A 26,408-nucleotide genomic window follows, 5' to 3' on the forward strand; every position below is an offset into this window, starting at 1 on the left:
CGGCGGGATTGTTGGCGCCAACCCGCCAAAATCCGATAGTGCTCACCCATAAGGGTGATCAACATCACGGATAGTGGAGGTGAATATGTTCCTCCACTGGCACCTTCTGTCAGGATGCGCCATTGATGCGGCCAAAGGGTGAGGTCGGTCGTGACGCAATGCCGCAACGCGGTGCGGCGACGCAATCGTTCACCCATCCGTGGTTCCCAGCTGGTCACCGTCCGGCCGGCGGTGCGTTGCCTTCGCGACGGGACCCACGGTGGCACGGCCGTGGAACCCGCCCGGGGCGCCGGCCCCGGAGGGACACCGACCAACCCGTGAGGAGTCCACACCGATGCCAGGTTCACCCAGGTCCGTCGTCATCCCGGCGGCCTCCGCCGGGCTGCTGCTGCTCACCCTGGCCGCCTGCGGACAGGAGGAACCGGTGGACGCGGGCAGTGGCCCGACCACCAGAACCACCCTCGAAGCCGCGCAGGAGCGACTGGGCAACGCGGTCAGGAGCAGCTGCGAGAGCCAGCCCGGGGCCGTCCAGCAACTGATGGCGGACCCGAGCCCCAACTACAGCACCAACCGGGCGCAGGGGCCCACGTGCACGTGGTCAGCCGGTTCCCGGCAGCGCGTCGTCATCACCGCCGTGACCTCCGAGCCCTACTCCCAGTGGCGTGCCACCAACGAGCTGCTGGTGGGGGAGGGGACCGGTTTCCAGGTCAGGGGGCACGACGCCACCTGGGCCCCGGGCAGTGGCGAGGAGGGAGGCTGCCTCGTCGTCGTCGACGTGGACGACACGGCGCTGACGATCCAGTTCGGGGGGGTCGAGGACGCCGACTGCGCGGGAGCGCGGAACCTGGCCGACCAGGTGCTCGGGAACCTGGACTGATGCCGTCGCCAGCCCCACTCCGATCCCCCCGGTAATGTCACCCGGATGGATAAGTCCCAACCGGTCGACGATGCCGGGATCCGGAGGCTTGGCCTCGGGCTCGCGGCGCTGGGTCGACCGGCCTACATCAACCAAGGGGGAGCGGACGCCCTGCCGGCGGAGCGCACGGTGGAGGCGATGCGGCGGAACTGCCACGACGTGCTGGACGCCGCGTACGCGGCTGGCGTCCGGTGGGTTGACACGGCCCGCTCCTACGGCCTCGCGGAGGACTTCCTCGCGGACTGGCTCGCGGACCGGGGGCACCGTGACCTGACGGTGTCCAGCAAGTGGGGGTACACCTACGTGGGCGAGTGGCGTGTCGACGCCGAGGTCCACGAGGTGAAGGAGCACAGCGCCGAGCGGTTCGACGAGCAGTCGCGGGAAAGCCGCGACCGGCTCGGGGATGCGCTGGGCGTCTACCAGGTGCATTCGCTGACGCCCGACAGCCCGCTGTTCGACGACCGGGCACTGCTGGGGCGGCTGGCCGAGCTGGCCGGAGGTGGTACCCGGATCGGGTTCTCCACCTCCGGCCCACGCCAGTCGGAGACCATCGAGCGCGCGGTGGAGCTGGAGGTCGACGGCGAGCGGCTGTTCGCGACGGTGCAGTCCACCTGGAACCTGCTGGAGCCCTCGGTCGGTCCGGCGTTGGCCGCGGCCTCGGAGGCGGGCCTGCGGGTGCTGGTCAAGGAGCCGCTGGCCAACGGGCGGCTGGTCGTCGACGCGCCTGACCTGATCCGCGTCGGAGCCGAACGAGCCGGAGTGGGCCCGGACGCCGTCGCGATCGCGGCGGCGCTGGCGCAGCCGTGGGCGGACACCGTCCTGCTCGGGCCGGCCAACGTCGAGCAGCTCAGGCGGAACCTGCTCGCTGTCGGCGTCCCGTTGCTCCCCGCCGAGAGGTCGGCGATGGTCGCGACCCTGGCCGAGCCAGCCGAGCGGTACTGGCGACGCCGGTCCGCGTTGCCCTGGCACTGACCTCCCTCACGTCCCCAGACCACCCGCGGCGGAGCGTCGGAACCACTCCCGAACCAGCAGCCGGCTGTCCGGCACCAGGGGCCATCCGGGGTCGACGCTCCGCCGCCGCAACTCCTCCAACGGCATCCACCAGCCCGACGCGATCTCCTCGGGCTGGTGCCGCACCTCACCGCCCCACCGCGCCTCGAAGAGGTGGGTGCGCACCCGGAGCCCCGGCCCCTCGTAGGAACCGACGAGGACGGGCCGCAGCGGCACTCCGACCACCCCCAGCTCCTCCGCGAGTTCACGGCGCGCGCAGTCGGCGGGGTCCTCGCCCGCGTCCACCACGCCCCCGGCGAAGCAGTCCAGCCCTCCGGGGAAGATGTCCTTGGTGTCGGTGCGCCGGTGTACGTATGCCTGGTCGCCGCCGGGCGAGAGCAGCAGGACCGCTCCGCACCCGTGCCACAGGTTCTCCGCCCTGACCCGCCTCCTGGGGGCGCTGCCCACGACCGTGCCGTCGGCGTCGTAGACGGCGACCAGTTCGTCTCCCCGGGAGACCGGTTCACCCATATCCCCAGCCTCGCACGACGACACCACCGGGCCGAGCACCACCACAGCTGTGGTGGTATTCCACCACCCATGTGGTGGTTCGGCTGGTCGGAGCGGATCCACCCGACGAGGCGAGGACGGAGAGTGTCCGTCCGGTCACTCTTTCAAGTGTCGCGCTCATGATCAAGCCGAGAAAGGTCCCGAAGCCGTAGGCTGAAACCCATGCGGCGGATCATGGGAACCGAAGTCGAATACGGGATCACGGTGCCGGGTGAGAGCACCGCCAACCCCGTTCTCACTTCCACCCAGGTGGTGCTGGCCTACGCGGCGGCCGCCGACATCCCCCGGTCCCGCCGAGCGCGGTGGGACTACGAGGTGGAGTCCCCGCTGCGGGACGCCCGTGGCTTCGACCTGGGAGGGCCGAGCCTGCCCGCCACCGACCACGAGGGCGACGACCTCGGCGCGGCCAACGTCATCCTCACCAACGGCGCGCGGCTCTACGTCGACCACGCCCACCCCGAGTACTCCACGCCGGAGGTCACCAACGCCAGGGACGCGGTGATCTGGGACAAGGCGGGGGAGCGGGTGATGGAGGAGGCGGCCATGCGGGCCGCCACCGTTCCGGGACAACCGCACATCCAGCTGTACAAGAACAACATCGACAACAAGGGCGCCAGCTACGGCAGCCACGAGAACTACCTGATGGCGCGCGGCACGCCCTTCACCTCGGTGATCTCCGGCCTGATCCCCTTCTTCGCCTCCCGCCAGGTGGTGTGCGGGTCGGGGCGGGTCGGGCTGGGCGCGTCCGGCGACGGCGCGGGGTTCCAGCTGTCCCAGCGGGCCGACTACATCGAGGTCGAGGTCGGGCTGGAGACCACCCTCAAGCGGGGCATCATCAACACCCGCGACGAGCCCCACGCCGACGCCGACAAGTACCGGCGCCTGCACGTGATCATCGGTGACGCGAACCTGGCCGAGTACTCCACCTACCTGAAGCTGGGCAGCACGGCACTGGTCCTGGACATGATCGAATCTGGCCACCGCTTCGACGACCTGCGGCTCGGCGACCCGGTGCGGGCCGTGCACACCATCAGCCACGACCCCTCGCTCCGCGCGACCGTCCCGCTCGCCAACGGGCGGCGTTTCACCGGGCTCGACCTCCAGTGGGCGTACCACGAACGCGCCGTCCGGCACGCCGAGTCCGAGGGCGTCGACCAGGAGTCCGCCCACGTCCTCCAGACCTGGGGCGAGGTGCTGAACAGGCTCAGCCGGGACCCGGCGGAGTGCGCGGACATGCTCGACTGGCCGGCGAAGCTCCGGCTGTTGGAGGGGTACCGCGCCCGGGACAACCTCGGGTGGGCGTCCTCCCGCCTGCACATGATCGACCTCCAGTACTCCGACGTCCGGCTGTCCAAGGGGCTCTACAACCGGCTGGTCGCGCGGGGCTCGATGCGGCGGCTCGTCGACGAGGAGGAGGTGCGGGCGGCGATCACGCTGCCCCCGGAGGACACCAGGGCCTACTTCCGCGGCCAGTGCATGGAGCGGTACCCGGCCCAGATCTCGGCGGCCTCCTGGGACTCGGTGATCTTCGACCTCGGCAGGGAGTCCCTGGTGCGCATCCCCACCCTGGAGCCGCTGCGAGGGACGAAAGCCCACGTCGGCCACCTGCTTGAGGCCTCGTCCAGCGCTGAGGAACTCGTCGATTCGCTGACCCGGAGGTAGCGGGACCACCCCGGTCGGCCGCTCGGCGGGACGACGGACGCCCCGCCAACTGGGTAATCTTGGGACACGGGCAACGCCCTGACATCGGGAGGACTGATGGCACAGGAACACGCGCAGAAGCACGGCGGTGGCGACGGGGACGACGAGGCTCAGGAAGCCACGACCGCGGGCCAGGAGCGGCGCGAACAGCTTGGCGAGGACGTCGACACCATCCTGGACGAGATCGACGACGTCCTGGAGGAGAACGCCGAGGACTTCGTGCGAGCCTACGTCCAGAAGGGCGGCCAGTAGGCCGTCGGCACCGCCCGCCGTACCCGTCACGCCGACCCAGGAGTACACCGCCTCATGGAGAACCCGACAGCCCGCGCCCACTCGGGCGCGGCCCTGCCGAACGCCTACTTCGCTCCCGGATCATCCTTCGTCGACTTCGTGCGGGCGGCCGCGCCCGAACTGCTGCCCGGAAACCGGGCGATGCCAGAAGGGCAGGTCGGGCACCCGCCGCACGGCACGACCGTGGTGGCGTTGAAGTACCGGGGCGGAGTGCTGCTGGCGGGTGACCGGCGGGCCACCGCGGGCAACCTCATCGTGCAACGGGACATCGAGAAGGTCTTCACCGCGGACGCCTACTCCGCGGTGGCCATCGCGGGGACGGCCGGCATCGCGCTGGAACTCGTCCGCCTGTTCACGGTGGAGCTCCAGCACTACGAGAAGATCCACGGGGTGTCGCTCTCGTTGGAGGGCAAGGCCAACCAGCTGTCGAACATGATCCGTGGCAACCTCGAGCTGGCGATGGCCGGACTGGCCGTCGTACCGCTGTTCGTCGGGATCGACGTCGACTCGAACGGGACGGAGTGGCCGGGCCGGATCTTCAACTACGACGTGACCGGGGGCCGCTACGAGGAGCACGGCTCCTACCACGCCGTCGGTTCGGGCTCCCTGTTCGCCAAGTCGGCGCTGAAGAAGCGCCACGAGCGGGACGTGGACGAGGACACCGCGATCCGCAACGCCGTGGAGGCGCTGTACGACGCGGCGGACGACGACACGGCCACCGGCCACCCGGACCTCGCGAGGAAGATCTACCCGGTCATCGTCACCATCACCCCGGAGCACGGCGCGGTCCGGCTGACCGACGAGCGGGCCGCCTCGGTGGCGGAGTCCGTCGTCGCCGGTCGCCGGGACAACCCGGGCGGCTGAGCCCGGCGAACGACGACCCAGCCCAGCCAGACCCTCTCATCCCGCCGGGAGCTCCCACGTGACTCTGCCCTTCTACACCTCGCCAGAACAGCTGATGCGCGAGCGCTCCGACCTGGCCCGCAAGGGCATCGCCAGGGGCAGGAGCGTCGTCGTCCTCACCTACTCCGACGGGGTGCTCTTCGTCGCGGACAACCCGTCCAACACGCTGCACAAGGTCTCGGAGATCTACGACCGGATCGGGTTCGCCGCCGTCGGCCGCTACCCGGAGTTCGACAGCCTCCGGGTCGCCGGCATCCGGCACGCGGACCTCACCGGGTACGCCTACGACCGGAAGGACGTCTCGGGTCAGACGCTGGCCAACGTCTACGCGAAGGCGCTCGACGCCGTCTTCACGGAGCGGGTGAAGCCCTACGAGGTCGAGGTCTGCGTCGCCGAGGTCGGCTCCTCGCAGGAGAACGACAAGATGTTCCGCCTGTCCTACGACGGGTCGATCGACGACGAGTCCCGCTTCGTGGTGATGGGCGGCCAGGCCGACACCATCCGGGGTGTCCTCCGGGAGGACTACCAGGAGGGTCTGGAGCTGGCCGCTGCCCTGCGGCTGGCCGTACGGGCCCTCGGCGCCGAGGTCGGGACGGGCTCGGGGAGCGGGGGCGCCGCGGCGCCGAAGCGCGAGATCTCCGTCAACCAGCTGGAGGTGGCGGTGCTGGAGCGGTTCCGACCGAACCGGGCCTTCCGGCGGATCCCCACCGCCACCCTGGCGACGCTGGTCGAGGAACGGTCGAGCGAGGACGCGCCGGACGGTCCCGCCGCCGAGTAGCGGCGCCCGAGGTTCGACGCCCGATCACCGCACCACCAGGACCGGGCATTCGGCCGCGCGGACGCACTGCGCGGCCACCGAGCCCAGCATCAGCCGGCCGCCCCGGCCCCGGTGGCCGAGAACCAGCAGACTGGCGGTCGCGGACGCCGCCAGGAGGACGGTGACGGCGCGCCCCCGGGGCGCGCCCACCGTGACCTCCTCAGCCTCACCCAGGCAGTCCGCCACGACCCGGACGGTGTGCTCGCGCATCCACCCGGCGTACTCGTCGAGGCTGGGAACCGTCGCGGGCGGCAGGCCCGGGGGGCGTGACGCGCTCCGCAGCGTCCAGGCCCGCAGGACGTGCAGCGGAGCGGAACGGCACTTCGCTTCGTCGGCCGCGGCCCGGAGCGCGACCAGCGACGGCCGCGACCCGTCCAGGCCGACGACCACCGGCCCTTCGAAGCTCCCCGAGGACGAGTCCATACGGTCCCATCGAACCCGAAGGAAGGGCCGCTGTCGTCATCCGATCAGGTCGACTGCCGGCGACGGCCAGTAGCCGGTCCCGGTCCGGTCCACCGGCAGGGCGGCGGCCCCGGCCGGGGCGGGCGGCGAGGCCGGGGCGTCCTCCGCGCCACCGCCGACCTTCCCCCACCCACGGCGCCGCACGGCCGCTCCGGGCGGGGTCGGGGCGCACGAGCGCCCACCGGCCCGCACGGCGGCGCCCAGCACCACCCGACCCGGCTCGCGATCCCCCTCCGCGGGAAGCCGGCGACATCCCCCGCGTCCGTCGCGAGCGGGCCGGGACGAGCGAGGCGGTCGGGCGGGCGGCGGCCCCGCCCGACCACGGCGGTGCTGGTTCAACCACGCCACTCGTCCCGTTCCGGCCAGTGGTAGACGCGCAGCGCACGGGGCCGGGTGGTGAACCGGAACCAGCGTCCCGCTGGTGCCACCTCCCCGTCGACCGCGAGCCTGGTCCGGTCGTCGACCAGGTCTACCTCGAAACGCGGCCGCTCCTGCTGCACGTACGTGCGGCTGTGGTGCAACGCGCCCGTCAGGGCCGCCCCCAGGAACCGCAGCCGTGAGAACGGCACGTCGGCGCGGACGTAGCGGACATCGAGCAGCCCGTCGTCCATCCGCTGGCGGTTCATCGGGGCGAAACCGCGGGGTTCGTACACCCCGTTCCCGACGAAGAGGAGCCAGACGGCGCGTTCCCGGCCGTCGATCCGCACCCGGATCGGCTCCGCCTCCCGCAGCACGCGGACGAGTGCCGCCGCTCCCGCCAACCACCGGCCCCAGCGGGGCTCCCACCGCTCCCGGTACCGGACCAGATCCGGGTAACCGCCGAGGCTCGCCGTGTTCACGAACCACCGGCACCCCGCCCCGTCGCCGTCCACGGTCCCGATGTCCACCTCGATGGCCAAGCCCTCCTCGGTGGCCAACGCGGAACTCCCGGGCGACCCCGCGGCCACGTCCCGCGCGAAGTGGTTCAACGTCCCCGTGGGGATGACCACCAGCGGCAGGCCCCGCTCGGCGGCCACGGTCGCGACCGCGGCGACGGTGCCGTCACCGCCGGCCACGCCGAGCGCGCGCACCGGCTCCGCGCTGCCGGCCACGGCCTCCTCGACGTGCCGCCTCAGGTCGGTGGCCTCGTCGTCCGGCGGGGACAGGATCCGGGCCGACGGCCAGGACTCGGACACCAGATCGGTCGGATCGGCACCACCCGACCCGGAGCCGGGGTTGGCCAGGACCAGCAGCCCCTCGCCGTCGGAGAGCGGGGTGGCCCGCACCGGGGACCGCCGGATCGCGGGCCCGCCGTTCGTCAGCGGCCACCACCGCCGCGTCGCCAGCGCCACCCCACCGCCGAGCAGCGCGCCGAAGACGACATCGCTGGGCCAGTGGACACCGGTGTGCACCCGCGAGTACGCGACCGCCGCACCGAGGGGCGCGACGACCGGGAGGGCTTTCGGCGCCTCCATGCCCACGGCCGTGACGAAGGCCGCAGCCGAGGCGGCGTGGCCGGACGGGAACGACGAGGAGACGGGTGGAGCCGCGTAACGCCGCTCCGCCGAGATCAGGTCCGTCGCGGGCCGCCTCCGGGGCACCAACGGCTTCCCGACGAGGTTCGCGGTGAAGCTCGCTCCGGCGATCGAGATCACGGCGCGGTACGCGGCACGCCGCGTCACACCTTCGCGTGACGCCAGTAGGGCGGCGATCCCGAACCAGAGCAGGCTGTGGTTCGCGGCGGTGCCCAGGCCCCTGAACACCGCGTCAGCTCTGGTCGCCGGTAGTCGGCCGCTCGCGCGCACCAGTCTCCCGTCCAGCCGGTTCGTCCGTCTCAGAGCCTCGGACACCCACTTTCGCATCACCAGAAGCTAGCGCCCCCCGAATGGATCACGGAGGGAGCGGGCGGAGTCGCTTACTGTGGAGCCATGCAGCGGCGGATTTTCGGTATCGAAACCGAGTTCGGGGTGACCTGCACCTTTCACGGGCAGCGCCGGTTGTCGCCGGACGAGGTCGCGAGGTATTTGTTCCGCCGGGTGGTCTCCTGGGGCCGCTCGTCCAACGTCTTCCTGCGCAACGGCTCCCGCCTGTACCTCGACGTCGGATCCCATCCCGAGTACGCGACCGCCGAGTGCGACGAACTCATCCAGCTGGTCACCCACGACAAGGCCGGGGAGCGGGTCCTGGAGGACCTGCTGGTCGACGCCGAACGCCGGCTCGCGGAGGAGGGCATCGGCGGGGACATCTTCCTGTTCAAGAACAACACCGACTCGGCCGGCAACTCCTACGGGTGCCACGAGAACTACCTGGTCGCCAGGGCGGGCGAGTTCGCGAGGATCGCCGACGTCCTGCTGCCGTTCCTCGTGACGCGCCAGCTCATCAGCGGGGCGGGGAAGGTCCTCCAGACCCCCAGGGGCGCGGTGTACTGCCTGTCGCAGCGGGCCGAGCACATCTGGGAAGGGGTTTCGAGCGCGACCACCCGCTCGCGGCCGATCATCAACACCAGGGACGAGCCGCACGCCGACGCCGAACGCTACCGGCGGCTGCACGTCATCGTTGGTGACTCGAACATGTCCGAGGTCACGACGCTGCTCAAGGTCGGCACCACCAACCTGGTGCTGGAGATGATCGAGGCGGGCGTCCAGTTCCGCGACTTCACGCTGGACAACCCGATCCGCGCCATCCGGGAGATCAGCCACGACCTCACCGGTCAGCGGGGCGTTCGGCTCGCCGGCGGCCGGGAGGCCTCGGCGCTGGAGATCCAGCGGGACTACCACCAGCGCGCCACCGAGTACCTGCGGGAGCGCGGCAGCGACGCCACTCTCGACCGGGTGATGGAGCTCTGGGACCGCACGCTGCGCGCCGTGGAGACCCAGGACTTCAGCCTGATCGACCGGGAGGTCGACTGGGCGATCAAACACCGGCTGTTGCAGCGCTACCGCGAGAAGCACCAGATCGGCCTGTCCAACCCGCGACTGGCGCAGATCGACCTGGCCTACCACGACATCCGGAGGGGCCGGGGGCTGTTCGACCTCCTCCAGCGCAAGGCACTGGTCGAGCGGGCGACCGACGACGGCGAGATCGAGGCCGCCAAGGACACCCCTCCCCAGTCGACGAGGGCCAAGCTCCGGGGCGACTTCATCTCCGCCGCGCAGAACGCCGGTCGGGACTTCACGGTGGACTGGGTGCACCTCAAGCTGAACGACCAGGCCCAGCGCACCGTGCTGTGCAAGGACCCGTTCCGCGCGGTGGACGAGCGGGTGGAGCGCCTCATCTCGTCGTTGTGACCACTCCCCGGTGCGGGCACCGCCCGCGCGGATGATGTTCCCCCCGGCCTCCCGGAGGGCGGGCGGGGCGGGGCCGCTAGGGTGCGGTGGTGTCCTCCGCACGTGCCGAACGCCTGGTCAACCTGGTGCTCTGTCTGTTGTCCTCCCGTCAGTACCTGACCGCGGACCGCATCCGCGGCATCGTCCCCGGGTACGCGACGGCCCCCAGCAGCGAGGCCTTCTTCCGCATGTTCGAACGGGACAAGGCCGAGTTGCGGGACCTCGGCATCCCCGTGGAGACCGGGCGCAACTCGGTCTTCGACAACACCGAGGGGTATCGGATCACGCGCCCCGACTACGAACTCGGTGAGATCGACCTCGAGGCCGACGAGGCCGCGGCGGTGGGACTCGCGGTCCGGTTGTGGGAGTCCCCGGAGTTCTCCCAGGCCGCGCACGGGGCGCTGCTCAAGTTACGGGCCGCCGGGGTCGAGCTGGACCTGAGCGTGGGGGCCGCCGTCGAACCGAAGGTGCGCATCGCCGAGCCCGCCTTCGACGCCCTGCGCGCGGCGGTGGAGAACGGCCAGGTCGTCACCTTCCGGCACCGCCGTTCCTCGGAGCCGGAGCCGGACGCCCGGCTGCGCACGGTGGAACCCTGGGGAGTGGTCTCCTGGCGAGGCCGCTGGTACCTGGTCGGCCATGACCGGGACCGGGGTGCGACCCGCTGCTTCCGGCTCTCCCGCATCGTCGGCGCTGTTCGCGCCGTCGGCGAACCGGGAGCCGTTCACCGACCGAGCGACGCCGACCTGCTCAGGATCGTCGCCGGCAGCGCCGACCCCGCTCCCGCACCGGAACCGGCAGTGCTCTGGATCGCGGCGGACCGGGCGCACGGTCTCCGCCGGCACGCCACCACCGTCGGCGGCCGCGAGGTGGGTGGGACACCGGGTGACGTCGTCGAGATCGAGTTCCGGTCCCTCTCCTCGGCGGCGGACTGGATCGCCGGCTACGCCCCCGACGTGCTGGTGATCGAGCCGGCCGGCCTGGCCGACGCCGTCGCCGCGGTGCTCGGTGGAATCGTGGAGGAGACCCGATGAGCAACGCGTCCTCGCAGCGGCTCGCCCGACTGCTCGCCCTCGTCCCCTACCTGTTGGCCCGCCCTGGGATCCTGGTCGAGGAGGCCGCCCGGGATTTCGGGGTGACCCCGAAACAGCTGCGCAAGGACCTGGAGCTGCTGTGGATGTGCGGGCTCCCCGGCTACGGACCGGGTGACCTGATCGACCTGTCGTTCGACGACGAGACGGTGACCGTCTCCTTCGACGCCGGCATGGACCGTCCCCTGCGGCTCACCGCCACCGAGGCGACCTCGTTGCTGGTGGCGCTGCGCGCCCTCGCCGACACGCCCGGGGTGACGGACACCGAGGCGGTCAGCCGAGCCGTCGCCAAGATCGAGGACGCGGTGGGCCAGGCCCAGCCCAGCGGCGTCGTGATCGGGTTGGGCGGGCGACCAGGCGTCGCCGAGACGGTCCAGCGCACGGTGACGAGGGCCGTGGACGAGGGCCGGGCCCTCCGCATCCGCTACTACACGGCGTCCCGCGACGCCATCACCACTCGCGTGGTGGACCCGAAGCGGGTCCTCCTGATGGACGGGCACAGCTACCTGGACGCCTGGTGCCGGCAGGCCGAAGCGACCCGGTTGTTCCGGCTGGACCGGGTCGACGAGGCCGTGCTGCTCGACGAGCCAGCCCGCACCCCGGAGGAGGCGGAACCCGTGGACGTCGCGGGCGGGGCGTTCCGCGCCACGCCGGACCAGGAGACGGCGGTGCTCGAACTGACCCAGGACGCCCGCTGGGTCAGCGAGTACTACCCGACGGACGAACGCACCGAACTGCCCGACGGGCGGCTGCGGGTGCGGCTCCGCTACTCGGACCGCTCCTGGGTCGTCCGACTGGTGCTGGGCCTGGGCGGCCGGGCCAGGGTCGTCGAGCCGCTGCCGTTGGGCGCCGAGATCGCCGAACGCGCCGAGCGGGCGCTCCGGCTGGCCGATGAGCTGGCCGACGCCCGCTGAGTGGAGCTCGCTACCGTGTCCCGGTGATCATCGAAAGCTCGCACGTGGTTCTCGCGGTCGTCCTCGCCGTCGTCGCCGTCGCGCTCGTCGTGCTCGCCGTCGCGGTGCGCCGTGCGCTGCGTGCCGCTCGTCGGACCAGTGCCGCGCGGAGCCGGCTGTCCGCGCGGTTCGCTGACCGGGGTGGTCTGCTCCGGGCGCGGACGGCGGCGCTGAAGGTGGCCGTGGCGGAGCGGCGCGGGACGTCGAACACGCGGGGGAGCCGGCGGGAAGCGTAGGCGGATCACACCCGGTCCGGGAGTACCCTGCCAGTGACCCCGAAACGTGGGAGAGGACCATGCCCAATATCGGTACCGCCGAGATCCTGATCATCGCCGTCGTGCTCGTCCTGCTGTTCGGTGCCACGAAGCTGCCGGCGATGGCCAGGTCCCTCGGCCAGTCGGCGCGCATCCTCAAGGCCGAGGTCAAGGGCATGAAGCGGGACGGGGAGCCGCGGGACGGGACGGAGGCCCCGCAGTCCGCCCCCGCCGCCCCCGTGGCCCCCGCCGTCGCGCCGGCCCCGCCGGCCGGCCCCGCGAACACCCTGGCGAACCAGGCCGATGGAGCACCGGCGGCCAACCCCGGCCAACAGGCCCCGCCCTCCTGATCCCCGTTCGTCCGGGGTATGTGAAAGCCTGGGAGCGTGGCCCGACGCCCCGCATCCCAGCACGCCCCGCTCGACCCCGCGCAGCGGTACGCCGCCGCGCGCCAGCGTGCGGCGCATCCCAAGCTCACCGACTTCCTGGGTGAGCTCTCCTTCGAGCTCGACCCGTTCCAGCGAACCGCCTGCCAGGCCCTGGAGGTGGGGCACGGGGTTCTGGTGTGCGCGCCCACCGGGGCCGGCAAGACCGTGGTGGGGGAGTTCGCGGTGCACCTGGCGTTGGGCGAGGGCCGCAAGTGCTTCTACACGACGCCGATCAAGGCGTTGTCCAACCAGAAGTACGCCGACCTCACCGCTCGGTACGGCCCGGACCGCGTGGGCCTGCTCACCGGGGACACCGCCATCAACGGCGACGCTCCCGTGGTGGTGATGACGACCGAGGTGCTGCGGAACATGCTGTACGCGGGTTCCACCACCCTCGAGGGCCTCGACTACGTCGTGATGGACGAGGTCCACTACCTCGCGGACCGCTTCCGGGGCGCGGTGTGGGAGGAGGTCATCCTGCACCTGCCGGAACACGTCCGCCTCGTCTCGCTGTCCGCCACGGTCAGCAACGCCGAGGAGTTCGGTGAGTGGCTGGTGGAGGTCCGGGGAGACACCACGGTCGTCGTCGACGAGCACCGCCCGGTGCCGCTGTGGCAGCACATGATGGTGGGCAACCGGCTGCTGGACCTCTTCGGCGGCGAGTCCGGTGGCGAACTCCGGGTCAACCCCCGGCTGCTGCAGCAGTTGGAGAGGGTGGACCGACTCGAGTTCCCACTCCGCCGCCCGCGCCGGGGCCCCCGGGACCGGGGACGGGACGCCCAGCGGCCACCGGAGAGCCGGTACCGCCCCCCGGGGCGGCCGGAGATCGTGCGCCGGCTCGACGACGCCGCCCTCCTGCCGGCGATCCTGTTCGTCTTCAGCCGGGCCGGTTGCGACGCGGCCGTCGGGCAGTGCGTGCGCTCGGGCCTGCGGTTGACCTCGGAGGACGAGGCCGAGGAGATCCGGCGGATCGTCGACCTGAAGACGGCGGACCTGCCGGACACCGACCTGGGCGTGCTGGGCTTCTGGGAATGGCGGGAGGCGCTGGAGCGCGGGATCGCCAGCCACCACGCCGGCCTGCTGCCGGCCTTCAAGGAGACCGTGGAGGAGCTGTTCGTCCGGGGCCTGGTGCGGGCGGTCTTCGCCACCGAGACCCTCGCGCTGGGCATCAACATGCCCGCCAGGACGGTGGTGCTGGAGAAGCTCGTCAAGTTCAACGGTGAGACGCACGCCGACCTCACGCCCGGTGAGTACACGCAGCTGACCGGTCGCGCCGGGCGGCGGGGGATCGACGTCGAGGGGCACGCGGTCGTCGTCTGGCAGCCGGGGATGGATCCACGGCAGGTGGGAGGGCTGGCCTCGACGCGGACCTACCCCCTGCGCTCGTCCTTCCGGCCCGCCTACAACATGGCCGTGAACCTCGTCCACCGCGTGGGCACGCCGGCCGCGCGCGAACTGCTCGAACAGTCCTTCGCCCAGTTCCAGGCAGACCGGTCGGTGGTGGGGCTGTCCCGCAAGATCGAGCGGTCGGAGGAGGCGCTGGCGGGGTACCGGGAATCGGCCACCTGCCACCTGGGCGATTTCGGCGAGTACTTCGACCTGAGGCGCAAGATCTCCGCGCGGGAGAAGGCGCTGGCACGGCAGAACACCGCCAGCCGCCGGGCCGCCGCGGCCGCCTCACTCGAACGGCTGCGCAAGGGTGACGTCATCGCGGTGCCCTCGGGGCGCCGCTCCGGACTCGCGGTCGTGGTGGACCCCGGGCTCAGCCCGATCAACGAGCCCCGGCCCCTCGTGGTGACCGAGGACAGGTGGGCCGGGCGGCTCTCCGTGGCCGACTTCCCCGCGCCGGTCGAGGCCCTCGGCCGGCTCCGACTGCCCAAGCACGTGGACGTGCGCTCGCCCCGTTCGCGGCGTGACCTGGCCTCCACCATCCGCAACACGGGCATCGACGTCCCACCCCGGAGCCGGCGTCGGGCGGGCGTAGACGACGATGACGAGCTCAACGCGCTGCGCCGTGCCCTGCGGGCCCATCCCTGCCACGGCTGCGACCAGCGGGAGGACCACGCGCGGTGGGCCGAACGCCACGAGCGGCTGAGCCGGGAGGTCCACCAGCTGCGGGGGAAGGTCGCCGGCACGACCCACTCGTTGGTGCGCACCTTCGACCGGATCCGCTCGTTGTTGCGCGCGCTGGGGTACCTCGACGGCGACGGGGCGGAGGAACGGCTCACCGAACACGGCCGTCGGCTCTCCCGCCTCTACAGCGAGTCCGACCTGCTGGCCGCCGAGTGCCTGCGCCGGGACATCTGGCGGGACCTCGAACCGGCGGAGCTCGCCGCCGTCGTCTCCGCGCTGGTGTACGAGTCCCGCCGGGAGGGAGCCGTGGTCGGCCCGCTGCCCGCCGGTCCCATCACCGAGGCCCTGACCCGTACCAGCCAGATCTGGGCCGAGGTCGAGGACCGGGAACGCCAGCACCGGTTGGACCGGACCCGGGAACCCGACCCGGGGTTCGCCTGGCCGGTGTTCCGGTGGGCGCGGGGTGAGTCGCTCGAACGCGTCCTGACCGCCGCCGCGTCGGCGGGGCAGGAACTCTCCGCCGGCGACTTCGTGCGGTGGTGCCGGCAGGTGGTGGACCTCCTGGACCAGTTGCGGGACGTCGTGGGCGCCGGGAACCCGGTCGGGGCGGCGGCGGGGAGGGCGGTCCGTGCCGTGCGACGAGGTGTCGTCGCCATGGGTTCGGTGTGAGCCCACTCCCCGGGGTGACCTCCGGGGCACTCCGGTCCGTGACCGGGTCCCTCGGCGGTCCGGTGTCACAAGCTGAGCTACCACCACCCGAAGAAGACCTGATGGGAGCTATGGTTTGATCGGCGTCCACCGGTTCCGGTGTCCCGAAGCCGGCGCGCCCACGAACACGCACGCTCACGCCGGAGGCCAACATGACCAGCCCGTACGGACCGTCCGGGGGCAACGACCCGCACCAACAGTGGGGGCAGCCCCAGGGCTACCCGGGAACCCCCGCCGGTGGGACGCCGGAACAGTCGGCCGGTTACGGGCAGTACGGCCAGCAACCCGGTTACGGGCAGTACGGCCAGCAGCAGTACGGGGCGCAGCCCGGGTACGGTGACCCGGCGGCACAGCAGGGTTACGGGCAGTACGGCCAGCAACCCGGCTACGGCGACCCGTCCCAGCAGGGGGCCTACGGGCAGTACGGGCAGCAGTACCCGCAGCAGCAACAGTACGGCCAGCAGTACGGGCAGTACGGGCAGCAGTACGGCGGTTACCCGCCCCCCGGGCAGAACAAGAAGTCCGCACTGCCCTGGATCGTCAGCGGCGGGATCGCCGTGGTGCTGGGCGGGGTCGCCGTCCTCGGGTTCGTCTGGCCGGGCTGGTTCAACTCCAAGGTCTTCGACTCCGACGCCATGGCCGGCGAGGTCCAGCGGATCCTCACCGACACGTGGGGCATCGGCGACGTGTCGGGGGTGAGTTGTCCCAGTGACCAACCCCTGGAGGCCGGCCACAGCTTCCAGTGCGAGGCGACCATCGGCGGGAACCCCGTGCAGGTCGACATCCAGGTGAAGAACGAGGACGGCGACTACGAGGTCGTCCAGCCCTCCTGATCTCCGGTGCCCCGGCGGGCGCGGCCGGCGGCGGGGTCCCACCGGCTCCGACGCCGAGCCGTCGCCCGGGCATCCGCCGGTGTGGGCCGTCGCGGTGGTCGGGGGCGGACCGAGGGGAAAAACACGTCGCGTCCCGGGCTCGCCCCGGGCAGGATCGCCCCATGACCCGCTTTGACGTCGAGCCCGTTCCCGTCAGCCGGATCCGGGAGACCAACGAGCTGTTCCGCACGGCGCTGCACGCGCCGGTCTCCTCCGACGAGAAGTGGGAACTCGCGGCCCGCTCCTACCAGACCGGGCGGACCTGGGGAGTCCTCGACGAGGGTGAGTACGTGGGGACGGCGAGCTCGTTCGGTGCCCTGTTACGGGTCCCCGGTGGCGCGGAAGTGCCGATGGCGGCGGTCAGCAGGGTGGCGGTGCGCGCCGACCACACCCGGCGCGGCATCCTCACCGAGCTGATGCGCACCCAGCTCACCGACGCGGCCCGGCGGGGCGAGCCGACGGCGACCCTGCGGGCCAGCGAGACCGCCATCTACGGTCGCTTCGGCTACGGCGTCGCGGACCGGAGCCGTTCGGTCCAGGTGCGGGCGGACCGGGCCCGGATCGGTGACCTCGGTGGGGAGGGCACGGTCCGGCTGCTCCGGACCGACCAGCTGGCCACTGCGCCCCCCGAGATCTACGCCGGTTTCGGTCCGTACCGGACCGGCATGATCAGTCGCCCGGCCGAGTGGTGGGTGCCCAGGGTGGAGATGCCCCTGAAGGACGGCCGGAACCTGCGGGGAGCCGTCCACACCGGCTCCGCCGGCCACCGGGACGGCTACGTGCTGTACGAGGTGAAGGTCCCGGACGATGCGGGCTTCGACGGCGCCGTCCTCACCATCCACGACCTGCACGCGCCGGAGCCGGCGGTGCGGCGGCGGCTGTGGCGCTTCCTCCTGACGACTGACCTGGTGGGCACGGTCGAGATGCACACCGCACCCGTGGACGAGCCCCTGGAGTGGTGGGTCGGCGACCCCCGGGCGGTGCGCACCAAGGGGATCGAGGACGCGACGTGGCTGCGTCTCACCGACGTGCCGGCAGCGCTGGCGGCCCGGTCGTACGGGAACGCCGAGCCGGTCGTCCTCGAGGTGCGTGACTCCCTGCTGCCGGACAACTCCGGCTGCTACCGGGTGACGGCCGAGGGAGCCGCCCGCACGGACGCCGACCCGGACCTCCGGCTCTCCTCGGCGGCCCTCGCCGCCCTGTACCAGGGGGATGTCCGTGTCTCGGTGCTCGCCACCGCTGGCCTCGTGGAGGTGCTGGACGGCGCCGCGCTCGCGAGGGCGGACGTGCTGTTGGGGGCCGAGGAGACCCCCTGGTGCGGTACCTACTTCTGACCGGCCCGGGTGGGAGGTCGCCGCTCACCGGGTCGGGCGTCGGTCGGGGCTCCGTCCGGGAACTCCCGGCAGCTGCCCCGCGGCGTCGGCTACGGTAGCCGCGAAGACGATCGCGGCCGGGGGGTCGCGGAGCCGAGCCGAGAACGGGGTGCGTCACGGTGGTCCTGATCCTGCACGTCCTGATCACCGCCGTCGCGGTGTGGGCGACGACCCTGCTCCCCGGCGTGCAACTGGAGGGCGGGACCACCGGGGCGCGGCTGGGGACGCTGTTGGTGGTGGCGGTCATCGTCGGTCTGGTCAACGCGGTGCTCAAGCCGGTCGCGAAGACGGTGGGGTGCCTGTTCTACCTGCTCACGTTCGGCCTGATCGGCCTGGTGGTGAACGGCCTCCTCTTCATGTTCGCCAGTTGGATCGCGCAGCAGTTCGGACTGCCCTTCTCGGTCTCGAACTTCTGGTCGGCGGTGCTCGCCGGGCTCATCGTGTCCATCGTGTCCGCCGTGCTGTACAGCGTCACCAGGAAGGTCATCAAGTCCTGAACGCCCCCGACACCGAACTCCGGGCAGCGACCGCCCCGGGTGCGGGGCGGTCCCGGGGCTACCGGAGCGCGGCCGCCAGCCGATCCACCGACCGGCGCAGCCCCCACCGCCGCCCGAGTTCCACCAGCCGCTCGGGGTCGGAAGGGCTGTCCGGGACGGCGGAGTCGCGGTCGGTCAGCAGCGGAGCGTCCCGCACGACCCGCACCACGCGGGTGGCGCGGGCGAGGTAGTCCCCGGCGTCGACCAACGCGGCCCTGGCCCGGGGTGGGACGCGGGAGTCCCCGGCGCCGGCCGCCGCCTGCAGCTCCTCGACGGTGCCGAACGTGGAGATGAGCCGGGCGGCGGTCTTCTCGCCGATCCCGGGAACACCGGGCAGGCCGTCGGAGGGGTCGCCGCGCAGCACCGACATGGCCTCGTAGGCCGGTCCCGCGATCTCGACCGGGAGCTGGTAGCGCTCGGCGATCTCCGAGGGGCCGAAGAGTTCGGCCTTCGCCCAGCCGCGTCCGAGGTAGAGCACGCCCGTCGGCGTGGGTTCGGTACGGACGAGTTGGAAGAGGTCGCGGTCTCCCGTGACGATCTCCACCGGGTCGGCGCGTTCGCCGGCGGCCCAGGTGCCGATGACATCGTCGGCCTCGTGCCCGGCCGACTGGCTCGTCGCCAGTCCGGCGGCGGCCAGGACGTCGAGGATGATCTCGACCTGCGGCGCCAGCGTGTCCGGCACCTCCTCCGCGTCCGAGGAGCCCTCCGCGACGCGGTGCGTCTTGTACGAGGGGAGGGCCTCCACGCGGAACGCCGGCCGCCAGTCGGCGTCGAGGCACGCCACGAAGCGCCGGGGCCGCCGGTCGGTGAGGATGCGGGCGACGGTGTCGGTGAACCCACGGACGGCGTTGACCGGGGTGCCGTCTGGCGCGGTCAGGGACTCCGGCAGGGCGTGGAACGACCGGAACCACAGGCTGGCGGAGTCCAACAACACGAGTGGACCGTCGACGAGCCGACTACCGGACACCGCGAACTCCTCACCGCCGAACGGGACCGGGCGGAACCAGGGTGGTGGCCCGTCGCCTTCGTGACAGGGCCACCCTAGCCGCCCGGTGTGACGGACCGCCGAGCGTGACCGGACCGGTCGGTCGTCCTCCCCGCCGCCCCCGGCGCGTCGCTACGCTGTCGGCCATGGTCTCGCCCTCATCGTCTCCCCTGACCGAACCGCGGCTGTTCAGGGACCGCCTCTCGCGCGTGGCCGAGGCCGCGCGGCACGCCGACGTGGACGCGCTGCTCGTCGCGCCAGGCTCCGACCTCCGGTACCTCCTCGGAATCGACAGCGGATCGTTCGAGCGGCTGACGGCGCTCGTCGTCCCCTCGGCCCCAGGACGACGCCCCGCCCTGGTGACCCCCAAGCTGGAGGAGCCGGGGTTCGCCGCACTCGACACCACGGCCCTCGGCCTGGACCTGGTGACGTGGTTCGACGGCGAGAGCCCGTACGACCTGGTCCTGGAGCTCGTGACCAGGGCGGGCGCCCCGGCCCGGCTCGCCGTCGGTGACTCGATGACGGCGCAACACGTGCTCGGGCTGCGGGCCGCCGCGCCGGGCGTCGAGCAGGTCCTCGCCGGAGCGGTCATCCGCCAGATCAGGATGCGCAAGTCCCCCGAGGAGATCGAGGCCCTCGCCGAGGCCGGCGCGGCCATCGACCGGGTGCACGCCAGGATGGCCGAGTGGCTTCGCCCCGGGCGGAGCGAGGCGGAGGTGGGCGCGGACATCGCCGCCGCCATCGTCGCCGAGGGGCACGCCGAGGCGGAGTTCGTGATCGTGGGTTCCGGTCCCAACGGCGCCAGCCCGCACCACGAGCTCTCCGACCGGGTGATCCAGCCCGGCGACGTGGTGGTCGTCGACATCGGGGGCCCGACCCCGGCCGGGTACAACTCGGACTGCACCCGCACCTACGCGGTCGGCGAGCCAGCCGACGCCGACGTGCGCGAGGTGTACGCGGTGCTGGAGCGCGCCCAGCGTGCCGCCGTCGACGCCGTGCGGCCGGGGGTCACCGCGGAGTCGGTCGACGCGGCGGCCCGTGAGGTGATCAGCGCCGCCGGCTACGGCGAGTTCTTCGTGCACCGCACCGGCCACGGCATCGGCCTGGACGTCCACGAGGAGCCCTACATCGTCGGGGGCAACGGCGACGTGCTCGAACCGGGCACGACCTTCAGCGTGGAGCCGGGGATCTACTTCCCCGGCAGGTGGGGCGCCAGGATCGAGGACATCGTCGTGGTGACCGAGACCGGGGTGCGCCGGCTGAACACCGGACCCCGGGCGTTGACGGTGCTCTCGACGTGAGCGCCCAACTGGAACCCATCGACAGGTCCATCCTCCGCGAGCTCGCGTCGAACGGCCGGTGCAGCTTCACCGATCTCGCGGACCGGGTGGGGCTGAGCGTGTCCGCCGTGCACCAGCGGGTGCGCCGGCTGGAACAACGGGGGGTGCTGCGGGGGTACTCGGCGCGGTTGGACGGCGAGCAGGTCGGCCTGCCGCTGACCGCCTTCATCTCGCTCACCCCCATCGACCCGGCCGCTCCCGACGACTACCCGCAGCGCCTCCAACACCTGCCGCAGATCGAGTCGTGCTACTCGGTGGCGGGGGAGGAGTCGTACATCCTGCGGGTCAGGGTCGCCTCACCGGTCGGGCTCGAGGACCTGCTGCGCCAGATCCGCGAGGCGGCGAAGGTCGCGACCCGCACCACCGTGGTGCTGTCGACGCCCTTCGAGAACCGACCGCCCGCGGTCTGATCCCTCCCGTGGGCGGCCACCGTCCCGGCCCCATCCCGACACGGATGGGGCCGGGGTCTCCGGGGGCGAGATCCTCGGGGTGGGAAGGATGGCCGCCGCGCCTCGAGGTCGGCCCGGGGAGCGGGGCCGGCCGCTCAGCGGTCGTCGATCACCCGGTCGTCGGGCACCACCGTGAGCCGACCGTCGGGTCCTGCGACGCAGGCCGCGGACCGGGCGCCGTCGGCCAGGAAGTCGGTCAGGCAGCGCCCGAACTCGGCGTGCCCCTCGGCGTTGGGGTGGAATGACTCCTGGATGGCGTGCGGAGCCCGGTGGTCGTCCCCGAGGCCGTCCCAGTCGATCGTGAGCCGGGTGAACCACTCCTCGCCGTCGTCCCGGGAACAGGCCTCGCGGTCGAGGCCGGCCTGGGAGAGGTCGAGGAACCGGACCCGCGCCTGCCGGGCCACCTCGGCCAGGCCGTCGGACAGGGCGCGCACCGCGTCCCGCTGCATCCAGCTGGTGTCGCTCTCCCGGAAGGGGCAGCCGGCGAGGCCCCGCAGACCCGGGATGACCCTGGTGCCGATCGGGGAGGCGTAGGACTGGAGCACGAGTTCGTAGCTGGCGTCCGGATAGCCGTGCTCCCGCATGACCTCCCTGATGTCGGCGAGCGCGGAGCGCACCTTCGGCGCCATCTCGGCGACCCTGTCCTCCCAACTCGGGGACAGGGTCTCGCCGCAGTGACCGCCGTCCTGCTCGAACCAGGCGCGCACGCAGTGCCCGAGCACGTCCGAGAAGCGCGGGTCGTCGTTGGCGCCGACCGCCACGACGATCGCGGCGACCCGGTACTCGCCGGCCAGTTCCCGGAGCTGTTCCGCCTGGGAACCCTCCGTGTTGTGCACGGCGTCGCCCAGCCCCACGTGTTCGGCGCGGGCGCCGGAGCACGCGAGGTTCACCGTGCGGTCCACGCCGGGCACCCGCAGCTGGTGCACGGTGGCGTGGCTGGACCGGTGACACCAGTTGTCGTCCTCGCCGTCGGTGCCGGGTGCGTAGTCGCCCGCGCCCTCACCGGACATCGTGGAGTCGCCGAGGGCGACGACGACTCCCGGCGCGTCCCAGGGCGGTTCCGGCAGCACCGGGAGCGGCCGGTCGGACACGACCAGCAGCAGGGGGAGGGCGATCATCAGCAGGACGAGGAACAGGGACACCGGGCGGAACGGGGCGGGCGGGCGCATCCTGGACAGTTTATGTGCCCTTCCGTCCGGTTCGGGAGGAAATAAGGAGCCCACTCATCCGGTCTCCACCCTCCCGGCCGGGGCCGGGACGAGCCCGTCCGCCCCGACGAGACCGGGGACGAGACGTCCCTCGGAGAGCACCAGGCAGCGGTCCGCCACCGCGTGCACCTCGTCGTCGTGGGTCGCCACGAGCACGGCGGTGCCCTCGTCCGCCGCCGCTCGCAGCGCGACGAGCACAGTGGACAGGCTCGCGTGATCCAGGTGGGCGGTGGGCTCGTCGGCCAACAGCACCGCCGGACGCACCGCGAGCGCCCGTGCCAGGGCGACCCGCTGCCGCTGGCCGAACGACACCTGGAGCGGGTACCTGTCGGCCAGGGCGGCCACGCCCAGGCCTCCCAGCAGCGAGTCCACCCGGTCCGCCACCTCCTCGGGAGTGCGCGTGGTGAGCATCCGAAGCGGCAGCGCGACGTTCTCCGCCAGCGTCAACTCCTCCGACAGCCCCATCGTCTGCGGGAGCACCGCGAGGCTGGTCCACGGTGTCAGCGGGGTGACCTCGTCCCCCAACACCTCGACGGAACCGGAGTCCGGTCTGTCGAAGGCGGCCAGCAGGGTGAAGAGGGTGCTCTTGCCCGAGCCGGAGGGACCGGACACCGTCACGACCTCCCCCGCGGCGACGTCGAGGTCGAGACCGTCGAGGACCTCGATCCGGCCGCCGCCCTGGTTGAAGCCCCGTCCCAGGCCCCGTACCCGGAGCCGTGCCTCCGCCACCGTCATGTCGTTCCCTCCTTCGCGGCCCCCGAGTGGAGGTGGCCGTCGCGGATGCGCACGACCCGGGGCCCCAGTTCGAGCAGCCTCGGGTCGTGGGAGGCCACCACCAGGGTGACCCCGAGCCCGTGCAGTTGGGTCAGCGTCTCCACTACCAGCTCCGCGGAGCGGTGGTCGAGCTGGGAGGTGGGTTCGTCGGCGAGGACGACGTCCGCGCCCGCTCCCACCGCGCAGGCGAGCGCGAGCCGCTGCTGTTGGCCACCGGAGAGCGCCTGCGTGGGCCAGGAGCCGGTCCCGCCGAGTCCCATCCGTTCCAGCAGGGCGGGCCCGGGGTCCTCCCGGCCGGCGAGCTGCGCCCGCGCCCGCAGGTTCTCCGCCACGCTGAGGTAGTCGAAGAGGTTGTCGCCGGGGTTCTGGTAGACGAGGGTGACCTGCCTGGAACGGAGACGGCGGAGCTCGGCGTTGCCGGCCCGGGTGACGTCGCGCCCGAGGACGTGGACCGAACCCGCCGCCGGGCGGGACACCAGGGCCAGCACCCGCAACAGGGTGGATTTCCCCGAACCCGAGGGGCCGGCGAGGATCACGAACTCGCCTCGGGAGACGGCCAGGTCGACGCCGCTGAGGACGGGAACCCGGGTCAGCTGCGTGGAGTAGGAGACGTCCACGCCCCGCAGGCGGAGCGCGGGTCCCTCCCCTGAGGGCGCCGGCGTCGTCATCTGCTCACTCACGGATCAGCTCTCCCACTCGGGCGGTGCGCACCGCGCGCACGGCCAGCCAGGTGGCCGCACCCACCACCGCGAGGGTGGCGACCAGGAGGACGGACAGGAACAGCACGGGGACGGGCGCCGCCGGAACCGGCACCAGGCGGGGCGCCGGGTCGAGCTGGCTCGCGGCGAGTTGGGCCGCGCCCCACCCGACGGCGGCGCCGACCAGGGCCGCGAGACCGCCGATCGTGCCCAGTTCCACCAGGTAGCTGGCGACGAGCGTCCTCGGCCGGACCCCCATCCGGAGGGACAGCGCGCCGGACAGCGCGTTCTGACGGCGGCGCACCTCGATCGCCAGCAGCAGGGAGGTGATGGCCAGCACGGCGAGCACGGTGCCGAGCACGGTGATGAACCCGAACGTCCACTCCATGGTGAGGAACGGCAGGCCGTCCAGGGACGAGGTCCGCTCCACGGACTGGATGGTCCACCCGCCCCCGGCCTGGATGCGGTCGACGACCTCGGCGGCGGGCAGCGCCGACAGCACGGTCCAGGTGTTCACCCGGAACCCGCTCGGGACGGTGTCCCGGGCGACCACGTAGGTGGGGGAGGTGACCCCGGGGAACCCGGTGACCTCGCCCACGGTGCTCAGCACCAGGCCGCTGCCCGCCCGCAGCTGGTCACCCCCGGGCGCGCCGGCCACGCGGACGGCGGGCACGGCGGCGTCGCCGGGTCCTCGGTCCGCTTCCCCTGCGCGCAACGCCGACAGGGCCTCGTCCACGGCGGAGGCGATGCGCCGGTCACCCAGCCAGCCTCCCCGGTGGAAGGTGTCCGGCTCGACGACGAGGACCGTGACCTCGCGCGATGGGTCGGCGATCGAGGTCGTGCTGCGACCGACCAGGGTGCTCCGCTCGGCGATGGAGGCGGGTACCGCCTGGTCGGCGTTGACGGTGGTGTTGCCCACGTCCACCGCGCTCTCACCGCCGACGAGCACACCGGACTTGGCGTCGAATGCGTCCCGCTGGGCACCGACGATGCCCCCGCCCACGGCGAGCACCCCCACGGCGAGCAACGCGAGGGCGGTGACCCCCACGGCCGTCCCGCCGGAGGCCGCCAGCCGGCGTATCCCGAACTGGAACGCCGGGCGCCGCCAGGCGCTGAGCCGGTGGGAGCGGACCAACGACCACCCGAGGCCCCGAGCGGTCAGACCGGCGAGCGTGACCACCACCAGCAGCGGGAACGCCAGCGCCACCGGGTCGACGCGGGGCAGCACCTCACCGGACTCGACCGTCAGCGCCCCCTCGGCGAGCCGGAGACCGGACCACACGGCGAGGGCCCCGGTGGCGAGCTCCCACGGGACCAGCCGCAGCCGGCTCACCGCCCGCGAACGGGCCCGAGGGGCGGTCTGGAAGAGCTGGTGCGCGCGGACCGCGACCGTGGCGACCAGCACCGCGAGCGATGCGACGACCAGCCCCCCGACGGCGAGCGCCGCGTCGACGAGGACTCCGTCCCGCAGCACGAGCGACGGTGCGTACAGGCCGCGCGCGAGGGTGGCCAGGGCCAGGCCGGCGGCCGAACCGACCAGGACGGGGAGTCCGAGTTCCAGCAGCGCCCTGGTGCCGAGGGCGAGGGGGGAGGCCCCGTGCGTCCAGAGCAGCCTGGCCTCCCTCGTGCGGCGCTGGAGCCACTGGACCGCCACGGCGGCCATGCCCGCCAGACCCACCAGGAGGCTGACCACGGTCAGGGGAAGCACCGCCAGGGTGACGGTGCGGCTGGACTCGTCGGCCAACTGGAGCGAACGCTCGAGGTAGACGCCCCTGCTGACGAAGTCCTCACGGGCCAGCTCGGCGGAGAGGTCGTCGACCACCGCCCGTGACCGGTCGTGGAGCGCGGCCGCCTCCTCGGGGGTCGAGGGGGCGTCGACCGGGAACCGCAGCGTCGTGGTGAAGGTCGCGTGGGAGACGTCCTCCCACTGGACCGCCAGTTCGTCGACGACGGCCGGCGGCGGCTGGAGGGAGGAGAGCACGTCCCGGTCCGGCACGAGGACGGGAGGAGCGCTCTGCCACTCGCTGTCCATCGGGCCGGGGACGACGAGCTTCTCCTCGCTGCACCAGTAGCCCTCCCCGGTCCGCTCCAGGTCCTCGTAGACGGCGGTGACCGGTGGCAGCTCGCCGAGCCCGGCCTGCCGGGGCCGGTCGCCGAGGTCCGCGCCGGTGAGCTCGGCCAGCGATTCGGGGATCCAGATCCCGTCCGTGCCGCCGCCGCGCACCACCGTCACCTGCTCGGCGAGCCCGTCGCGGTAGGCGAGCTTCGCCCGACCGGAGGACTCGCCGAAGTCCAGCATGAGGACGCCGCTGTACAGGCCGGCGACCACACCGTCGTCGAACCCGTGGTCGGCCGCCGACCGCTGGGCCAGTGAGGCGGCCTCGACGCTCCCGTCGAAGCGCATCGGGACCAGCTCGACGGCGGGGCCTCGCAGGTGGGGGCAGAACCGGCTCACGTTGTAGTCGACGGCCGCCGTGCGCACGCTGGACACGTGCAGCACGGCGGCGGTCGCCACGAACGCCAGGACCAGGCCCGCGAACAGGGCGACCAGGAGGCTCGACGGTTGTCCCCACGCCACCAGGGGCGCCCGTCTCCACGGCAGCTTCACGCGCGCAGAGTGACATACGTTACTCCGTGCGAGTAGGGATTACCGCGAAAAGGTCATCCCTTCGTAACGCGGGGGAAGGTCGTGCCGGCGACGGGGCCGGGCCGGG

General features: G+C 72.5%; 26 protein-coding genes. 17 read left to right on the forward strand and 9 right to left on the reverse strand.

Annotated features, from left to right (window positions below):
• The first annotated feature begins 334 nt into the window (after positions 1-334).
• Together C1701_RS22545 and C1701_RS22550 are read left to right on the forward strand one after the other, a co-directional pair.
• Positions 335-877: a DUF3558 family protein gene (locus tag C1701_RS22545; protein ID WP_026419804.1), complete on the forward strand. Its 543-nt coding sequence runs from the start codon at positions 335-337 to the stop codon at positions 875-877.
• A 45-nt stretch (positions 878-922) separates the two neighbouring features.
• Positions 923-1,888, forward strand: a complete 966-nt coding sequence (locus C1701_RS22550) for an aldo/keto reductase (RefSeq protein WP_030226756.1) — start codon at positions 923-925, stop codon at positions 1,886-1,888.
• A gap of 6 nt (positions 1,889-1,894) precedes the next feature.
• Here the strand turns inward: C1701_RS22550 and C1701_RS22555 are convergent, their stop codons facing one another.
• Entirely contained in the window at positions 1,895-2,437 is a 543-nt protein-coding gene (locus tag C1701_RS22555) for an NUDIX hydrolase (RefSeq protein WP_026419802.1), read from the reverse strand.
• A gap of 201 nt (positions 2,438-2,638) precedes the next feature.
• On the opposite strand from C1701_RS22555, the gene dop reads away from it, so the two are divergent.
• The 4 genes from dop (at position 2,639) to prcA (ending at position 6,149) form a co-directional block, all read left to right on the forward strand.
• A complete protein-coding gene (dop, locus tag C1701_RS22560) occupies positions 2,639-4,138 on the forward strand; it encodes a depupylase/deamidase Dop (protein ID WP_026419801.1) in 1,500 nt (499 codons plus the stop codon).
• A 96-nt stretch (positions 4,139-4,234) separates the two neighbouring features.
• A complete protein-coding gene (locus C1701_RS22565) occupies positions 4,235-4,429 on the forward strand; it encodes a ubiquitin-like protein Pup (RefSeq protein ID WP_016697490.1) in 195 nt (64 codons plus the stop codon).
• A 54-nt stretch (positions 4,430-4,483) separates the two neighbouring features.
• Positions 4,484-5,332, forward strand: a complete 849-nt coding sequence (gene prcB, locus C1701_RS22570) for a proteasome subunit beta (protein ID WP_026419800.1) — start codon at positions 4,484-4,486, stop codon at positions 5,330-5,332.
• A gap of 58 nt (positions 5,333-5,390) precedes the next feature.
• Complete coding sequence (gene prcA / locus C1701_RS22575; protein WP_026419799.1) at positions 5,391-6,149, forward strand: proteasome subunit alpha; 759 nt, start codon at positions 5,391-5,393, stop codon at positions 6,147-6,149.
• A gap of 24 nt (positions 6,150-6,173) precedes the next feature.
• Here the strand turns inward: prcA and C1701_RS22580 are convergent, their stop codons facing one another.
• From C1701_RS22580 to C1701_RS22590, 3 genes are all read right to left on the reverse strand, one after another.
• Positions 6,174-6,611, reverse strand: coding sequence for a universal stress protein (locus C1701_RS22580; RefSeq protein WP_026419798.1), 438 nt, complete (start codon positions 6,609-6,611; stop codon positions 6,174-6,176).
• 36 nt (positions 6,612-6,647) lie between these two features.
• On the reverse strand, positions 6,648-6,794 hold the full coding sequence (locus tag C1701_RS22585; RefSeq protein WP_162147325.1) for a hypothetical protein: 147 nt from the start codon (positions 6,792-6,794) through the stop codon (positions 6,648-6,650).
• 191 nt (positions 6,795-6,985) lie between these two features.
• Complete coding sequence (locus C1701_RS22590) at positions 6,986-8,491, reverse strand: bifunctional phosphatase PAP2/diacylglycerol kinase family protein (RefSeq protein ID WP_026419796.1); 1,506 nt, start codon at positions 8,489-8,491, stop codon at positions 6,986-6,988.
• A 66-nt stretch (positions 8,492-8,557) separates the two neighbouring features.
• Between C1701_RS22590 and pafA the strand changes: the two genes are divergently transcribed.
• From pafA to C1701_RS22635, 9 genes are all read left to right on the forward strand, one after another.
• Complete coding sequence (gene pafA / locus C1701_RS22595) at positions 8,558-9,916, forward strand: Pup--protein ligase (RefSeq protein ID WP_026419795.1); 1,359 nt, start codon at positions 8,558-8,560, stop codon at positions 9,914-9,916.
• A gap of 89 nt (positions 9,917-10,005) precedes the next feature.
• Positions 10,006-10,986: a helix-turn-helix transcriptional regulator gene (locus C1701_RS22600; protein WP_026419794.1), complete on the forward strand. Its 981-nt coding sequence runs from the start codon at positions 10,006-10,008 to the stop codon at positions 10,984-10,986.
• Positions 10,983-11,957 carry a helix-turn-helix transcriptional regulator gene (locus tag C1701_RS22605; RefSeq protein WP_026419793.1) on the forward strand — a complete coding sequence of 325 codons (975 nt, stop codon included), beginning with the start codon at positions 10,983-10,985 and terminating at the stop codon, positions 11,955-11,957. The genes C1701_RS22600 and C1701_RS22605 overlap by 4 nt, the downstream gene beginning before the upstream one ends.
• Before the next feature lie 23 nt (positions 11,958-11,980).
• Positions 11,981-12,232 carry a hypothetical protein gene (locus tag C1701_RS22610; protein WP_245588892.1) on the forward strand — a complete coding sequence of 84 codons (252 nt, stop codon included), beginning with the start codon at positions 11,981-11,983 and terminating at the stop codon, positions 12,230-12,232.
• Between the two features lie 59 nt (positions 12,233-12,291).
• On the forward strand, positions 12,292-12,600 hold the full coding sequence (gene tatA, locus C1701_RS22615; RefSeq protein WP_026419792.1) for a Sec-independent protein translocase subunit TatA: 309 nt from the start codon (positions 12,292-12,294) through the stop codon (positions 12,598-12,600).
• A gap of 36 nt (positions 12,601-12,636) precedes the next feature.
• Entirely contained in the window at positions 12,637-15,420 is a 2,784-nt protein-coding gene (locus C1701_RS22620) for a DEAD/DEAH box helicase (protein WP_026419791.1), read from the forward strand.
• A 191-nt stretch (positions 15,421-15,611) separates the two neighbouring features.
• The gene (locus C1701_RS22625) at positions 15,612-16,292 is read left to right on the forward strand and encodes a DUF4333 domain-containing protein (RefSeq protein WP_030105313.1); all 681 of its coding nucleotides are present in this window, start codon (positions 15,612-15,614) and stop codon (positions 16,290-16,292) included.
• Between the two features lie 161 nt (positions 16,293-16,453).
• Positions 16,454-17,665: a GNAT family N-acetyltransferase gene (locus tag C1701_RS22630; protein WP_026419789.1), complete on the forward strand. Its 1,212-nt coding sequence runs from the start codon at positions 16,454-16,456 to the stop codon at positions 17,663-17,665.
• 158 nt (positions 17,666-17,823) lie between these two features.
• Entirely contained in the window at positions 17,824-18,201 is a 378-nt protein-coding gene (locus C1701_RS22635; protein ID WP_026419788.1) for a phage holin family protein, read from the forward strand.
• A 58-nt stretch (positions 18,202-18,259) separates the two neighbouring features.
• Here C1701_RS22635 and C1701_RS22640 read toward each other — a convergent pair whose 3' ends face one another.
• A complete protein-coding gene (locus C1701_RS22640) occupies positions 18,260-19,207 on the reverse strand; it encodes a 5'-3' exonuclease (RefSeq protein WP_103056560.1) in 948 nt (315 codons plus the stop codon).
• A gap of 164 nt (positions 19,208-19,371) precedes the next feature.
• On the opposite strand from C1701_RS22640, the gene C1701_RS22645 reads away from it, so the two are divergent.
• Both C1701_RS22645 and C1701_RS22650 read left to right on the forward strand, forming a co-directional pair.
• On the forward strand, positions 19,372-20,526 hold the full coding sequence (locus tag C1701_RS22645) for a M24 family metallopeptidase (RefSeq protein ID WP_026419786.1): 1,155 nt from the start codon (positions 19,372-19,374) through the stop codon (positions 20,524-20,526).
• Entirely contained in the window at positions 20,523-20,975 is a 453-nt protein-coding gene (locus C1701_RS22650; RefSeq protein ID WP_016697474.1) for an Lrp/AsnC family transcriptional regulator, read from the forward strand. Before C1701_RS22645 ends, C1701_RS22650 begins: the two co-directional genes overlap by 4 nt.
• Before the next feature lie 134 nt (positions 20,976-21,109).
• On the opposite strand, the gene C1701_RS22655 is transcribed toward C1701_RS22650, so the two are convergent.
• The 4 genes from C1701_RS22655 to C1701_RS22670 are packed head-to-tail and all read right to left on the reverse strand — an operon-like array spanning position 21,110 to position 26,302.
• Entirely contained in the window at positions 21,110-22,183 is a 1,074-nt protein-coding gene (locus C1701_RS22655) for a GDSL-type esterase/lipase family protein (protein ID WP_026419785.1), read from the reverse strand.
• Positions 22,184-22,237: 54 nt separating this feature from the next.
• Complete coding sequence (locus C1701_RS22660) at positions 22,238-22,957, reverse strand: ABC transporter ATP-binding protein (protein WP_026419784.1); 720 nt, start codon at positions 22,955-22,957, stop codon at positions 22,238-22,240.
• Positions 22,954-23,676: an ABC transporter ATP-binding protein gene (locus tag C1701_RS22665; protein ID WP_103056561.1), complete on the reverse strand. Its 723-nt coding sequence runs from the start codon at positions 23,674-23,676 to the stop codon at positions 22,954-22,956. The genes C1701_RS22660 and C1701_RS22665 overlap by 4 nt, the downstream gene beginning before the upstream one ends.
• Positions 23,669-26,302 carry an ABC transporter permease gene (locus C1701_RS22670; protein WP_337661886.1) on the reverse strand — a complete coding sequence of 878 codons (2,634 nt, stop codon included), beginning with the start codon at positions 26,300-26,302 and terminating at the stop codon, positions 23,669-23,671. Before C1701_RS22670 ends, C1701_RS22665 begins: the two co-directional genes overlap by 8 nt.
• Positions 26,303-26,408: the final 106 nt, after the last annotated feature.

Origin of the sequence: Actinoalloteichus sp. AHMU CJ021 (assembly GCF_002895405.1) — a bacterium.
Classification (GTDB): Bacteria; Actinomycetota; Actinomycetes; order Mycobacteriales; family Pseudonocardiaceae; genus Actinoalloteichus_B; species Actinoalloteichus_B caeruleus.

Bases quoted from the DNA above. Each gene is read 5' to 3' on its own strand.
- C1701_RS22545 (WP_026419804.1), top strand. From the start codon at position 335: ATGCCAGGTTCACCCAGGTCCGTCGTCATCCCGGCGGCCTCCGCCGGG.
- C1701_RS22550 (WP_030226756.1), top strand. From the start codon at position 923: ATGGATAAGTCCCAACCGGTCGACGATGCCGGGATCCGGAGGCTTGGC.
- C1701_RS22555 (WP_026419802.1), bottom strand. From the start codon at position 2,437: ATGGGTGAACCGGTCTCCCGGGGAGACGAACTGGTCGCCGTCTACGAC.
- dop (WP_026419801.1), top strand. From the start codon at position 2,639: ATGCGGCGGATCATGGGAACCGAAGTCGAATACGGGATCACGGTGCCG.
- C1701_RS22565 (WP_016697490.1), top strand. From the start codon at position 4,235: ATGGCACAGGAACACGCGCAGAAGCACGGCGGTGGCGACGGGGACGAC.
- prcB (WP_026419800.1), top strand. From the start codon at position 4,484: ATGGAGAACCCGACAGCCCGCGCCCACTCGGGCGCGGCCCTGCCGAAC.
- C1701_RS22580 (WP_026419798.1), bottom strand. From the start codon at position 6,611: ATGGACTCGTCCTCGGGGAGCTTCGAAGGGCCGGTGGTCGTCGGCCTG.
- C1701_RS22590 (WP_026419796.1), bottom strand. From the start codon at position 8,491: ATGCGAAAGTGGGTGTCCGAGGCTCTGAGACGGACGAACCGGCTGGAC.
- pafA (WP_026419795.1), top strand. From the start codon at position 8,558: ATGCAGCGGCGGATTTTCGGTATCGAAACCGAGTTCGGGGTGACCTGC.
- C1701_RS22605 (WP_026419793.1), top strand. From the start codon at position 10,983: ATGAGCAACGCGTCCTCGCAGCGGCTCGCCCGACTGCTCGCCCTCGTC.
- tatA (WP_026419792.1), top strand. From the start codon at position 12,292: ATGCCCAATATCGGTACCGCCGAGATCCTGATCATCGCCGTCGTGCTC.
- C1701_RS22625 (WP_030105313.1), top strand. From the start codon at position 15,612: ATGACCAGCCCGTACGGACCGTCCGGGGGCAACGACCCGCACCAACAG.
- C1701_RS22630 (WP_026419789.1), top strand. From the start codon at position 16,454: ATGACCCGCTTTGACGTCGAGCCCGTTCCCGTCAGCCGGATCCGGGAG.
- C1701_RS22645 (WP_026419786.1), top strand. From the start codon at position 19,372: ATGGTCTCGCCCTCATCGTCTCCCCTGACCGAACCGCGGCTGTTCAGG.
- C1701_RS22655 (WP_026419785.1), bottom strand. From the start codon at position 22,183: ATGCGCCCGCCCGCCCCGTTCCGCCCGGTGTCCCTGTTCCTCGTCCTG.
- C1701_RS22660 (WP_026419784.1), bottom strand. From the start codon at position 22,957: ATGACGGTGGCGGAGGCACGGCTCCGGGTACGGGGCCTGGGACGGGGC.